The sequence below is a fragment of the Niastella sp. genome (genome assembly GCF_045805085.1).
In the GTDB taxonomy this organism is placed as follows: Bacteria; Bacteroidota; Bacteroidia; order Chitinophagales; family Chitinophagaceae; genus Niastella.
The window spans coordinates 25,655-39,405 of record NZ_JBJMLX010000312.1 but is presented as its reverse complement, the minus strand read 5'-3'; the positions used below and the strand labels follow the sequence as shown (position 1 = coordinate 39,405).

General features: G+C 44.2%; 9 protein-coding genes. 3 read left to right on the top strand and 6 right to left on the bottom strand.

Annotated features, from left to right (window positions below):
- Nucleotides 1–299 precede the first annotated feature (299 nt).
- The 3 genes from ACJ751_RS16205 to ACJ751_RS16195 all read left to right on the top strand — a co-directional run bounded on the left by ACJ751_RS16205 (nt 300) and on the right by ACJ751_RS16195 (nt 5,970).
- Nucleotides 300–1,439, top strand: coding sequence for an FIST signal transduction protein (locus tag ACJ751_RS16205; protein WP_407746552.1), 1,140 nt, complete (start codon nt 300–302; stop codon nt 1,437–1,439).
- A 7-nt stretch (nt 1,440–1,446) separates the two neighbouring features.
- A complete protein-coding gene (locus ACJ751_RS16200) occupies nt 1,447–4,503 on the top strand; it encodes a PAS domain S-box protein (protein WP_407746551.1) in 3,057 nt (1,018 codons plus the stop codon).
- Between the two features lie 192 nt (nt 4,504–4,695).
- Nucleotides 4,696–5,970, top strand: a complete 1,275-nt coding sequence (locus ACJ751_RS16195) for an NAD(P)/FAD-dependent oxidoreductase (protein WP_407746550.1) — start codon at nt 4,696–4,698, stop codon at nt 5,968–5,970.
- Nucleotides 5,971–6,254: 284 nt separating this feature from the next.
- Here ACJ751_RS16195 and ACJ751_RS16190 read toward each other — a convergent pair whose 3' ends face one another.
- The 6 genes from ACJ751_RS16190 to ACJ751_RS16165 all read right to left on the bottom strand — a co-directional run bounded on the left by ACJ751_RS16190 (nt 6,255) and on the right by ACJ751_RS16165 (nt 13,701).
- Entirely contained in the window at nt 6,255–6,749 is a 495-nt protein-coding gene (locus tag ACJ751_RS16190; protein WP_407746549.1) for an RDD family protein, read from the bottom strand.
- 97 nt (nt 6,750–6,846) lie between these two features.
- A complete protein-coding gene (locus ACJ751_RS16185) occupies nt 6,847–9,012 on the bottom strand; it encodes a S46 family peptidase (protein ID WP_407746548.1) in 2,166 nt (721 codons plus the stop codon).
- Nucleotides 9,013–9,113: 101 nt separating this feature from the next.
- Complete coding sequence (locus ACJ751_RS16180; RefSeq protein WP_407746547.1) at nt 9,114–11,387, bottom strand: patatin-like phospholipase family protein; 2,274 nt, start codon at nt 11,385–11,387, stop codon at nt 9,114–9,116.
- 101 nt (nt 11,388–11,488) lie between these two features.
- A complete protein-coding gene (gene obgE / locus ACJ751_RS16175; RefSeq protein ID WP_407746545.1) occupies nt 11,489–12,502 on the bottom strand; it encodes a GTPase ObgE in 1,014 nt (337 codons plus the stop codon).
- A gap of 99 nt (nt 12,503–12,601) precedes the next feature.
- On the bottom strand, nt 12,602–12,985 hold the full coding sequence (locus tag ACJ751_RS16170) for a four helix bundle protein (protein WP_407746544.1): 384 nt from the start codon (nt 12,983–12,985) through the stop codon (nt 12,602–12,604).
- A 119-nt stretch (nt 12,986–13,104) separates the two neighbouring features.
- Nucleotides 13,105–13,701, bottom strand: a complete 597-nt coding sequence (locus tag ACJ751_RS16165) for a transferase hexapeptide repeat family protein (protein ID WP_407746543.1) — start codon at nt 13,699–13,701, stop codon at nt 13,105–13,107.
- Nucleotides 13,702–13,751: the final 50 nt, after the last annotated feature.

Below are 13,751 nucleotides of genomic sequence, written 5' to 3'. Positions count from 1 at the left end.
ACTCCTTTAAACTATAACCCAGACCTATACCCTTATTGACTTAAGTCAATAATATAACGGTTATGCGGTGAAACCCGCGCTAAACGGCCATTTCAGGATAAATTAGCAAAATAACAAAGTTGCTGTATTAAAAATTTGTGCTAAATTAAATAAGAGTTTACCCATACCCTCCACATTTGCCCTTAAATAAAATGTTTCAACTTTCGTTTTTTTGAGTGGGCAATTTCTATTGTTCTCACATATACTAATCACTAACCAACGTAATTGAATGAGTACTTTAACCATAAACGCTTTCCCATATGCAAACCACCCTGCTGTTATACAACGACAATAAGCTGGAAACGCAAAATGAAACCTCCCGGGCCAACCTTGCTAAATCGCAGCTGGTACTGGGTTTTGGCGGCAAGGAAATGATTTCCTCTCAGCCAGTATATGATAAGTTGAAGTCAACCTTTCCCGAAGCGCATATTGTTCTATGCTCCACCGCTGGTGAAATCATCAACAACCGGGTAAACGATAATTCTGTTTCCATTGCGGCTATTGAACTGGAAAAAACTTCTATTCAACCTGTTACAGTAAACATCCGGGACTACGATAACAGTTATGAAGCAGGCAAGGCATTGATCCGACTGATCAATTTTACCAGCCTTTCTTACATCCTGATTATTTCTGATGGCAGTAATGTAAATGGCAGCGAGCTGGTTCGGGGTATCAACGAGCTGGTTAATGACCGGGTACCGGTTACCGGTGGCCTCGCAGGCGATGGCACCAATTTTCAATCAACCGTGGTAGGACTGAATGAAAAACCCTCAAGCGGTAATATCGTAGCCATTCCGTTTTATGGTCAGCACTTTGTGGTTTCTCATGCCTCCATGGGTGGCTGGGAAATTTTTGGTCCTGAGCGAACCGTTACCAAATCTGTAGCTAACCAATTGTTTGAAATAGAAGGACAAAAAGCGCTTGACCTGTACAAAACCTATCTGGGCCCTTATGCCGATGAATTACCGGGATCGGCCCTGCTGTTCCCGCTGGGGGTTAAAGTAAATGAAGATGACGTTCCTATTGTGCGCACCATTCTTTCCATTGACCAGGAAACCGGCAGCATGGTATTTGCCGGCGATGTTCCCAATGGCTCGAAAGTACGGTTCATGAAAGCAAATTTTGATAAACTGGTTGATGCGGCTACCCACGCGGCCGGCCAGGCTTTTCAAAAATTACCTGCCGCGCCGCAACTGGCCTTATTAATCAGTTGTGTGGGCCGCAAAGTCATTTTAGGCAAACGCACCGAAGAAGAGGTAGAGGCTGTTGCCGATACGTTTGGTAACCAAACCTTACTCACCGGCTTTTATTCTTACGGTGAAATTTCACCTTTTAATGATCATGCAAAATGTGAATTGCATAATCAAACAATGACCATTACAACCTTTGACGAGATATAATTGCGATATGAGTTTCAATAAACTTCTTGAACGGCAAATAAAAAAATACCTTCCTGAAGATTATTTTTTGCAGGAGCACCTGAACCGTTTTATTCAGGCGGTGAACGATTCGTATGAAGAATACGAACGGGACCGCAAGCTGTTTAATCATGCGTTCGCCTGCAGTGAAGACGAATACATCAAAATAAACGAGCAATTAAAAATAGAAGCCAAACTTAAGCATGCTTCCATTCAGCATCTAAAAGAAACCATCAATAAATTCAAGGTCAGCGATGACCTGAATTATAGCGAAACCGACGACCTCACGGATATTATCAATTACCTGGAGCATGAGCTGCAGGAAAAGAAAAAGGCCGATATCCTGCTGCAACAATCTGAAAAAAGATTGCGCCTCGCATTGCAAACCATCGACGACAACGTTTGGGAATACCATTTTCCTTCCCGTACCATGACCTTTGCCGTCAATGAAAAATCGATCCTCGACCTTGACCGTAATGTTTATGAAGGAAATGAAAACCTGGTCTGGTGGCAAACCATCGTGGAAGAAGACCGCCCTATTGCCATAGAAGCCTTTCAGAAATACATGAACGGAGAGATCTCCAAACATTGTGTTGAATACCGGGTAAAACTTAAAGACGGGTCAACCCGGTGGATACTTAACCGCGGCGGGGTTATCAGTAAATCAAAAAATGGAAAACCCCTTACCATCATTGGCACCCTCACGGATATTCAAAACTATAAAAACATTCAGGGCGAATTGACAGCCACCGCCAACCGCCTTAGCCACCTGCTCATTAACTTACAAACCGGCGTATTGCTTGAAGATGAGAAAGGCGTAGTGGTGCTGACCAATAAAAAATTTACCGATTTCTTTTCATATCCCGGTTCACCCGAAACATTGGTTGGCATTGAATGCACCGACCTGTACGAAAGCAGTACCACGTTATTTAAACATCCGCTTGAATTCTTAACCAATACCGCCCGGCATTTAAAAAGCCGCAAGCCTGTAAACAATGAGGAAGTAAAAATGGCGGATGGCCGCGTGCTGGAAAGAAATTATATCCCGTTATTTATCGATGATGTATACCGCGGTCACTTATGGACGTACAACGATATCACCGAAAGAAAAAGATCGGAAATAAAATTGAAGCGCCAGGAAGAAAAGTACCGGAGCATTATCGCCAATATGAACCTGGGCCTCATTGAGGTTGATCTTGACCAAAACATCCGCCATGTGAACCAATGCTTTTGCTTAATGAGCGGGTATGAAGAACATGAACTGATCGGCAAAAACGCATCGGACCTTTTTGTGAGGGAGGAGAACAAAGAGATGGTAGCTAACAAGAACAACCTGCGCCATACCGGTTTGTCCGATGCATATGAAATGAACGTTAATACCAAAAACAACGATAGCCACTGGTGGCTGGTTTCCGGCGCTCCTTTATATAACGACAAACAACAACACATCGGTTCTATTGGTATTCACCTGGACATTACCGAACAAAAAATACTGCAACGCCAACTGGAAGAGGCCAAACAGATCGCTGAAAAATCAGTACATGCCAAAGACCTGTTCCTGGCCAACATGAGCCATGAAATAAGAACGCCCATGAACGCCATCCTGGGCATGAGCAAACAATTGCAAAAAACCATTCTCAATCAACAGCAGCAATCGTTCCTGGAGATCATTGGCACCGCAGCAGAAAACCTGCTGGTGATCATTAACGATATTCTCGACTTTTCAAAACTGGAAGCAGGCAAGGTTACACTGGAAGAGATCGGGTTCAACATGCACGACCTGGCAACCAATACCAGCCGCGTATTAAAGCTAAAAGCTGAAGAAAAAGGATTGGTATTTGAAGTGTCGGTTCATCCCGGCGTAGCCAATGTTTTAAAAGGCGATCCTTACCGGATAAACCAGATCTTAATGAACCTGCTTAGTAATTCTATAAAATTCACCCAACGCGGCAGGGTTTCATTAGAATGCATGCTTTATAAAAATAAACCTGATTTACAGGAACTGGATATAATCATCAGCGATACGGGCAAGGGCATGGATGAAGCCTATTTAAAAAACCTCTTCAATAAATTCAGCCAGGAAGATGAAAGCATTGCCCGCAGCTATGGGGGTACGGGGCTTGGTATGAGCATTGTAAAACAACTGGTTGAACTGATGAACGGCAGCATCGATGTACAAAGTAAAAAGGGAGAAGGCACTACCGTTACCATTCAATTGTCTTTTCCAAAAGGTATGGAAAGCGATCTGCCTAAAAAAGACAACAGCCATGTTGAAGCCCATATTCTGGCCGATAAGAAAATACTATTGGTAGAAGATAATGAAATGAACCGGGTGGTTGCTGAAACCATCCTGAACCAATATGGCGCTACCATTTCAGAAGCGGTGAACGGTATGGATGCGCTCGACGCCCTTCGCCATAACCGTTTTGATATTGTATTAATGGATATTCAAATGCCGGTAATGGATGGGCTTGAAGCCACCCGCCACATACGGCAGGAGCTGGCATCAAATATCCCCATCATTGCACTTACAGCCAATGCGGTAAAAGGCGAAATGGAAAAATGCATACAGGCCGGCATGAACGATTATTTAAGCAAGCCTTTTGAAGAAGAAGACCTGATACGCCTGATTGCAAAATGGCTTGGCAGGGAAACACATTTTGGTCCGGCCAAAATAACTGAGGTGACCGATACTCCCCTGTACGATCTATGTAAGTTGAAACAAATTACCCGCGGCGATGAAAAATTCATTGTTAAAATGCTGCAGGTGTTCATCAGCGAAACCAACAACAGCATTACCAACCTGGAGCAGGCTTTTGAACAAAAGGATATTAAGCAGGTACGGTTCCTGGCCCATCGCATGAAGTCATCACTCAATAACCTTAGCATCTCCTCTGCAGGCGGCCTTGCTGAAAAAATTGAAAAGGGTGATTGGGAGGAATCCGATTTCCCGGCGCTGAAAAAACAGATCATTGCCCTCAGGAAGATCATTGATAAAGTGATCCTGATGATCATGGCCGATTATGCTGAATTGATAACTGGTTGAAAATAGCGGTGATACCAGTATCTTTTTAGGTTTTTTATGCTATTTCAAGAATAGTAACGACCTTTGCTGTGTCTATCTATCTCCATTCTTGCTTTCTTACTTGCCATAACCTGAAAAGTTAGTACGGCATTAGATGCCCCATATATAATCGGGGGCAGAATTGTTTATTAATGTTAATAAGAAGAATGAGTTATGGAACAACCAGTAAAAAAAGTCGTTATTGTCGGTGGCGGATTTGCCGGCATTAACCTTATCAAACATGTTTGTAAAGACAGCCGCTTTCAAGTTACCCTGGTAGACAAGAATAATTACAGTTTCTTTCCTCCATTATTATACCAGGTAGCAACCGCATTTATTGAGCCTTCCAATATCAGTTATCCGTTTCGAAGATTATTTCAAAAGAAAACCAACCTGCGTTTTCATATGGGTTCCCTGTTGAAGGTAAATCCTGAACAGAACAATATTGAAACAGACACCGGCGTGGTAAATTACGACTACCTGGTGCTGGCCCTGGGTACTGAAAGTAATTATTTCGGAATGGAACGCGTAAAAGCCCATTCCCTGCCCATGAAAAGCATCGATGACGCCCTTAACCTTCGCAACCATTTACTGCTTAACATGGAAGAGGCAGTACATACCGATGATCTTAAAGAAAAAGAAAAGCACTTGAATATTGTGATCTGCGGTGGCGGGCCTACCGGTGTTGAACTGGCCGGGATGCTGGCCGAGCTGGGGCGTAATATTGCCCTGAAAGAATACCCTGAAATAAAAGACCTGCGTTCGCACCTTTACCTTATCGATGCAGGGAAAACCCTGCTGAGCCCCATGAGTGAAAAATCCCAGAACGAAGCTACCAGGGTATTAAAAAAGCTTGGCGTGCATGTGATCAACAATACCGCCGTAAAGGATTATCGTGATGATATTGTTTACCTGAGCGACGGAAGGACCATTCCTACCAATGTATTGATCTGGGCTTCCGGGGTTATCGGCCGGGAAGTACCGGGGCTGCCGGCTGCGGTTATTGGCCGGGGCAGAAGGGTGATGGTTGATGAGGTAAATAAAATGCAGGGCTCACAAAACATTTTTGCTATAGGCGACATTTGTTTGCAAACAACTGATAAAAATTTTCCCAATGGCCATCCCCAGTTAGCCCAGGTGGCTATTCAACAGGGAACCCTGCTGGGAAAAAACTTAACCAGGGCTTTAAACAACAAACCTATGGAGGCCTTTGCGTATAACGACAAGGGCAGTATGGCCATTATTTCAAAATTCAAGGCCGTATGCGACCTTCCCAAATTCTTCTTTAAGGGCTTTGGCGCCTGGCTGGTGTGGCTGTTCATTCACATTATTCCGTTAATTGGTTTCCGCAATAAAGTGAAACTGGCCTTTAGCTGGTTCTGGTCGTTTATTACAAATGACCCTACCTTGCGATTGATCATTCGCCCGCGTAAAAAGGATGTGCAGTAGAAGGTTGACCAGTTGACGAGTTGACCAGGGATTGAAGTGAGGCTTTTCGATAAGAAGTGGCATGTTGATAGAGTTAATAGATTGATGGGGTTAACAAGTAATACAATAAAAGCCCACTCCGGTAACCAGGGTGGGCTTTTTCGTGAAACGTCAAACGTGAAAGGGCTCGCAAGCTTTGAGCTTTATAATTATCTTGCATCTCCGGCAATTTCTCTGCCTTCTGCCTTCTGCCTTCTGCCTTCTGCCTTCTGCCTTCTGCCTTCTGCCTTCTGCCTTCTGCCTTTCTACCAGGTTTTCTTTACCACGGCGGTCTTTGATAAGCTATCGTGCCAGGGCATATAACCCAAAGCGCTGAATGCTTCAAAAGGAATCGCTCTGCATAAGCTGCGCACCAACGCATGCTTAAAAGTAAACGGAGTGCCGTCCTGGGTAATAGCGATAGTGCCGGTGGACAGTTTACCTACCGTTCTGCCACTCATAGCAGTTTCACAAATGGTATAATATATTATTGTAATAACATACGAAACCGCCATTTTTACCAGTAAAACATCCAATTCCAGGGATGTGGAGGCTTCCGAACTAAAATATTTCTGCGGTCCCACGCCACCTGAAGCTTTGGCAATAACAGTCCAGGCAACTGTAATTATATTAATAAGCACAACCAGCACGATCTGGTCAATAAGATAATTCGCAAAACGTAAGCCTTTACTGGCAGGGTCAACGAACCCCAGTTCATTCTGCTCTTCCTGCAATAAATCGGTTTGATCCTGATAATCCATGGTATTGGAATTTTTGCAAAAGTAACACAGCTATTTCAAAAAGAAAAAGGGTGACCGGCCGAAAACCGATCACCCCTTTTAATTGTATGTTAATTGATTACTGTTTAACCAGTTTCAACTCATTTATCAGGTTGGTAGCACCGCCCAGTTTGTCGATGCACCATAATACGTAGCGAACATCCACACAAATGGTATGGTTATAAACCGGGTCGAACTGGATCTTATGGCTCAATGCTTCATAATTGCCATCAAATGCCAGACCGATCAGGTTCCCCATGCCATCGATCACCGGTGAACCGGAATTACCGCCGGTAATGTCGTTGGTAGTGATAAAACCAACTACCAGGTCATTCCGTTGTTTATCTATATACTGGCCGAAATCTCTTTTCTTAGCCAGCTCCAGCAATTTGGCCGGCAGATCGAACTCATAATCACCTGGCTGGTATTTTTCCAGAATGCCTTTCATGGTGGTTACATAGTCGTACTTAACCGCATCACGGGGCGCATAACTTTTTACATTACCAAAACTTACCCGCATGGTGAAGGTAGCATCGGGATACATTTTTTTGGCTTTTACGGTATCCATTTGCATAACGCCTTTCAGATACATTCGGCCAAACTCATTATTCTTTAGTGTGAACTGCTGGGAATACTGCATAAACTTACCCTGCCAGTTCTTTAAGAAAGCGCTTGCAACGGCATAAGCAGGATCGGCCTGCAACACAGTAGCATCGGGGTTGTTTGTAAAAGCATCCCATTTAGCATTATCCAGGATCATGGTGTTTGCAAAAATGCTGGCTGCGTATTTCTTATAAGTGGCCTCGTCGTTCAGGTCGCCAAAGTTTGATTTTAAGTTATCATAAAAGCCAATGGGGTGTTGGGCTTTGTCAATATCCTTGAAATACATCATCAACACGGCTGCCACAATATTCTGGTCAGATGTTTTATTTTCCCCCTTTAGTACTTCGGCTCTTGCTTCTTTTGCTGCGTCCACTGCTTTTTTAATATCGGCTGAACTGCCTTTTTGCACTATGGCCGTCTCCAGGCGTTGCAGGGAGGCCGCAAAGGCTAACAAAGGCGATCCAAAAATACCTTCATTGATGTACACGCGGTGTTTTGAATAAGGGCGCCATTGATCGTATGCGGTTCCCCAGTCTTTGAAAAGATTTTCATATTCCGGTTTGCCATTGGCCCATGTCTGAAATTTTGCTTCCGCTGCTTTTTTCTGATCGTATACATTGTATTTGATCAGTTGTTTGCTTTCGCCATCAAAGAACTTCCAGTAGTTGGCAATTGAAGCGTAATCGCTGGCCAGTTGCAGTTTAACTGCCGGATCGTCTTTCATTTGGGCAAACATGTATTTCAACCGCATATCACGCAGCTTTACCAGCGTGGGATTGTCGATATCAATTTTTTGTTTGATGCCGAATGATGTTTCATAACGGTTGGTGCCGCCGGGATAACCATAGATCATGGCATAATCACCGTCTTTAATGCCTTTGATCGATACTGGCAGAAAATGTTTGGGTTTTAAGGGCACGTTCTCGGGTGAGTAGTCAGCAGGTTTTCCATCCTTGCTCATGTAAACGCGGAAGATAGAAAAGTCGCCGGTATGACGGGGCCATTCCCAGTTGTCGGTATCGCCACCATATTTACCAATGCTTTCGGGGGGAACGCCAGCTAAACGAATATCAGAAAAACGTTTGTAAACAAACACCAGGTACTGGTTGCCTTTGAACAGGGAGCTTACGCGCGCAATAGTACTGGTAGCTTCATCGCTGTATCGTTTGTTGATAGCTGCGGTAATGTCGGTTACTTTTTGTTGACGCTCCAAACCACTTAAACCTTTTGCTGCATCGAGCACTTCAGCGGTAACATCTTTGATCTCTGTCAGGAACTCAGCATATAAACCGGGAGAAGGAATTTCTTCCTGTTTACTTTTTGACCAGAAACCATCTTTAAGGTAGTTGTGTTCTACTGTGCTGGCATTGGCCGTAGCATCATAACCGCAGTGGTGGTTGGTAAAAATAAGGCCTTCGTTACTTACAATTTCACCGGTGCAAAATCCACCGAAAATGATGATTGCGTCCTTAATAGAGGCCTTGTTCACGCTGTATAACTGTTCTTTGGTAAGCTTTAAACCGCGCTTCACCATGTCGTTATACACTTGTTGTCCAAGCAATAGTGGCAGCCACATGCCTTCATCGGCAAAGGTGCGCACCATAGTAACGGCTAACACAACCGTTAAAAGAATTTTCTTCATATAATTGATAGCTTTTGTAGCGGCAAACCTATTGAAAAATTTTATTAAATGGCCACCCAGCAATGGTTTGCCGGCCGAATTGTTTTACCGCTATAGAACCTTTAACGCTTTAGTTCCTGTAAGATCTTTACCATATAGGCCCGTACATCGTTGGAATATAACCGCTGGTCCATACTATCCAACGTTCGACCCGAAATGACCCAGTTCATAGAGTATTTTATGTGCTCCTGGGGTCTGTAGAGGTTGATAGGTTTGTAATGAAGGTTATTATGATACAGGCCCGACAGGTAATTCTTCAGACGGCTATCGTTAATACTCGTTTGTACGCCATATGCTCCCATAATGGTTTTAATGGGCGCCGCCAGGTCGTTCACAAATGGGTTAACCCTCTTTAATAATATATCTCCTTCAGGCCCATTGCTGATGTGCATTACGTAGAACGAGATCTTCTGGCAATTGCTTTGCAAAATGGTATCATTCTTTGAAGCGCAGATGGAATCGCGCAGGGCATTCAGTTTAATGATCATTTCATGTACTACACCAGCGCCGGAATTATCCACATAGCCGCCATCTACAAAGTAAAAAGGAAACTCGGTAGGACCTTGTTTCAAAAACTTTAAACCGTCTATCCGACCTGCCGGACTAACATACGGAAAGCTGGCGCCCAATACCACGGCCGTGCTCAGCTTCATATCATTCTTATTGGTAAGCCGCGCCAGCACATCTATCCGGTTATTAAATGTAAGCGGGTCGATGGCGATGGTACTGATCACTGAGGGCGCTCCGTCCTGCATACGGGTAGTATTCACACAAAGAATGGGCAGTTTGGTGTTCACCCTATTCTTATACACTGCCAATTCTGAAAAAGGCACCTGCAGCTGGTTCTTCAACAACACACTATCTTTTGGCGCCTGTTCCAGGGCGTCTGTTAAAGCCTTGGCCCGGTCGCCATTGGTATTGAAGGGGAACATGGTCACTAAGAAATCATGGCCCAACATTCGGCTTAGTGTATACGTAAGAAAATCGCTGCGCAGGTATTCTTTCCCAGCCTGGTAAAATTGTTGGTGATTGGGCAGGTTTTTATCGGGCCGGTCGGCCGCATCTTTTAACAAGGTATAAAAAGCGGCATTGCCTACACTGCCCCCTGAAGCACCCGATAAACAAAACAGGTGTTTTGAAAAATCGTGCTGCGAAGTATCTTCCAGTTTTCCCAATACCGAAGCCACCCAGTAACCTGAACGGGAAGCGCCGCCATCTGACAATACAAAATACACGGGATATTCTTTGGATTTTCTGATCAGTGTATCCCGGTCTTTTACCCATTGAATAAAATAATCTCTTACACTGGCTTTATCGGCAAAACTTTCTTTGATGGTGCTTTTTCTTTGAACCAGCGCTACCTGGTGGCGTTCCGTCCACTGACCAAAAATGAAAACGATGAGCAGGAAAATAATATGGATGTTGATGCCTATGCGAATAGAGATAAACGCCATAATAAAACCAAATCCCATAAATACAGAAAAGGCCAGCAATACAAAGGGAAAGGTGCCCAGTTCAACTGCAAACGCCACATTGAGGGTACAGGCCAGGTAAACGCCCAACGCTATCAGGCTTATTAATAAAAAGGCAATGTGAAAACGTATTTCTTCGGGTGGAATGCCGAGAAAACTGGCCAGCCGGAATCTTTTGCTGGTTATGGGTACCACTTTCTTACCCGTCTTTTTTTCCTTTTCCAGCGCTTCCCGCCGGGTAACTACCAGGATCATAAAACAAGCCTGTAACACCAGCATCATAACCACTACCAGCCAGGAATAACGTCGAATATTAGCCGTAATTAATGAAGAACCGCCCACTAAGATCACCACCGTTGCAAAAAACAGCTTGTTCAACCGGATGATCCTGAAACGCCGTTCGAACAATTTGTTCATCCAAAAATAATAGGGGATCGATGCAATCAATAATACAAAGAATATTTTGCTATCGCCCTCTATGTCATAGCCAAACAGAGGTGTTTGTACAAAGGCCAGCATAATAATGGTGAACAGGGTAAAGCCAATAAAGCGGGGCATGTGTTTATAATACTCTTCCTGCAAATAATCCGATGTAGTATAATTGCATTGCCTTTTTGCATTGGCCACGGTACGGGCCGCATACCAGCTTACCAGCACCAGAAAACTTAAAAACGATTGAAATAACAGGAAAAAGCCCCGGTGCTCGGTTGCCAGCACCATGAGGTCTTTACCTTGTGCAAGATCCCAGAAACAAGTTAGGGTTAATACGAGAAAGAGAATGCCCGGGAAGAAAACCCATAGTGCACGAAGGAGATTGCGCACCAGGGTAGCCAGGCGTTTTAAGAGTCCGGTTATAGCCGCCATAGTAAACAGTATTAGGGATGCCCTAAGGTAACTATATCGGCGGCATTTTCAATACCCGGTTAGTTGTAGTGAGTATGGTGTTTTGTCACAATATGTGCCTACTACCTGTTCTCCACTTCCTGTTCTTCATTCAAGGCCTTCCATAACATATCTTTCAGGTCGGTTAATCCTGACTGGGTTAATGATGAAATAAAGATATGCGGGACGTTTGTTGGCAATTCCTTTTTGACAGCTGTTTTCAATTCATCATCGAGCATTTCACTCTTGCTTATTGCAATGAGGAACTGCTTATGCAGCAGCTCGGGGTTGTATTGCTCCAGCTCATTCAACAGGATATTGAATTCTTTTCTATGGTCATTGCTATCAGCAGGAATAACAAAAAGCAGTACCGAGTTGCGTTCGATATGACGCAGGAACCGGTGCCCCAGTCCTCTGCCTTCGGCAGCGCCTTCTATAATACCGGGCAGATCGGCAATGCAAAAGCTTTTGCCATCGCGATAGGCTACTATACCTAAGTTGGGCTGTATTGTCGTAAATGCGTAGTCAGCAATTTTGGGTTTGGCGGCAGTGATCACCGATAGCAGGGTGGACTTACCGGCATTGGGAAAGCCTACCAATCCTACATCAGCCAGTACTTTTAACTCCAGTACTTTCCAGGCTTCTTCACCCTCTTCACCGGGCTGTGCGTATTCAGGCGCCTGGTTGGTAGGTGTTGCAAACTGGGCATTACCCAGGCCGCCACGGCCACCTTTTATCCAAACAACTTCCTGTCCATGTTCCAGGATCTCGGCCTCCTGTACTTCGGTCTGTTCATCGCGGGCAACGGTTCCCAGGGGCACTTCAATGATGATATCTTTACCATCGCGGCCCGTCATATTGTTTTTATTACCACCCTGGCCGTCTTCGGCCAGTACGTTCTTATAGTATCGAAGGTGAAGTAAGGTCCATAGGTTTTTATTCCCACGCAGGATGATATGTCCGCCCCGGCCGCCATCACCGCCATCAGGGCCCGCCTGCGGGTTGAATTTGGTACGCATGAAATGCTTGCTGCCTGCGCCCCCGTGGCCGCTGCGGCAGAATATTCGTATCTGGTCTACAAAGTTTGTCTTTTCCACTTATTGTTTATTGACCTGCAAAGATAAGGTTTGAGGGGCAGAGTTGACCAGTTAACCAGTTGACCAGTTGACGAGTAAAAAACAGTAGGGGCTTCAATTTTAACCTTCAGGAGGGAGGCTCTTCAGGTATTTAATATATCCGTTTAGAATTCTTTCCAATTCATCTAGTTTACTTCTAAAATATTTAAGTTGTTCAGCACTTATATAGGAACAATCAGAAGCGTCAATAAGGTGATTTAGCGTTTCACTCAGAGATCCCCGGGCTTGCATACAATATTTTATTTTGTCTTTATTGGTACGCTTTCCATGCCCTTCTGCAATCTGGCTATTTATTGACCTTGAACTTCTTATTACCTGATCGATAAGTCGATATTTTTCCTCAGGCGGAAAACTTTTAACAAGCTGAAATATCTCATTTTTTAGATCTCTGCTCTTTTGCCATACTATCAAATCCTCAAAATTTTGATACCCTGTTTCGTTCATACGCTTCGTTTACACAAAAGATATAACAATTATGTAGCAACTATAACTGTCTTCAAAAATTTTGTCTTATGTCAACAAGTACCTGTTTTAACTGGTTAACTGGTCAACTGGTCAACTGGTTAACTTCCCTTAATCTCATTCCACGTCTTATACAAAGAAGCCTGCTCCGGCCTATCAGCCGGTACTTCACGCAACGCCTCACAAGGCGCCCAATCAACACCCATTTCGCCAGGCAACAATTGATACAACCGCGTACCCGCAGTCTTCCACCGTATCATGTCGTCTGAAACGGGTTTTATAATTTTTGCCGGATTGCCGACGAGTAAACTTCGGGTAGGGATCTTTTCATCGGCTTTTATTAAACTAAGCGCGCCTACAATGCATTCATCACCGAGTTCTACATTATCCATGATAACACTGTTCATGCCTACCAGACAATTACGACCAATCGTGGCGCCATGGATCACGGCACCATGACCAATATGCGCACCTTCTTTCAGCAACACGGTAACGCCGGGGAACATATGAATGGTACAATTCTCCTGCACATTACAACCATCTTCAATCACAATGCCGCCCCAGTCACCACGAATAGCCGCACCCGGCCCTACATATACATGCTTACCAATAATAACATTACCAGTAACCGCTGCCTGTGGATGAATAAATGAAGTGGGATGAACCACGGGTATAAAACCTTTGAACGAATAGATCATACACGCTTGCTTTTACCAAAGATAGTTTTGTTGCCAGTAATTGACGAACG

What these genes read in the sequence shown, in the direction of transcription:
- ACJ751_RS16170 (WP_407746544.1), bottom strand. Translation starts at nt 12,985, where the DNA reads ATGAACGAAACAGGGTATCAAAATTTTGAGGATTTGATAGTATGGCAA.
- ACJ751_RS16205 (WP_407746552.1), top strand. Translation starts at nt 300, where the DNA reads ATGCAAACCACCCTGCTGTTATACAACGACAATAAGCTGGAAACGCAA.
- ACJ751_RS16195 (WP_407746550.1), top strand. Translation starts at nt 4,696, where the DNA reads ATGGAACAACCAGTAAAAAAAGTCGTTATTGTCGGTGGCGGATTTGCC.
- ACJ751_RS16200 (WP_407746551.1), top strand. Translation starts at nt 1,447, where the DNA reads ATGAGTTTCAATAAACTTCTTGAACGGCAAATAAAAAAATACCTTCCT.
- ACJ751_RS16165 (WP_407746543.1), bottom strand. Translation starts at nt 13,701, where the DNA reads ATGATCTATTCGTTCAAAGGTTTTATACCCGTGGTTCATCCCACTTCA.
- ACJ751_RS16185 (WP_407746548.1), bottom strand. Translation starts at nt 9,012, where the DNA reads ATGAAGAAAATTCTTTTAACGGTTGTGTTAGCCGTTACTATGGTGCGC.
- ACJ751_RS16190 (WP_407746549.1), bottom strand. Translation starts at nt 6,749, where the DNA reads ATGGATTATCAGGATCAAACCGATTTATTGCAGGAAGAGCAGAATGAA.
- ACJ751_RS16180 (WP_407746547.1), bottom strand. Translation starts at nt 11,387, where the DNA reads ATGGCGGCTATAACCGGACTCTTAAAACGCCTGGCTACCCTGGTGCGC.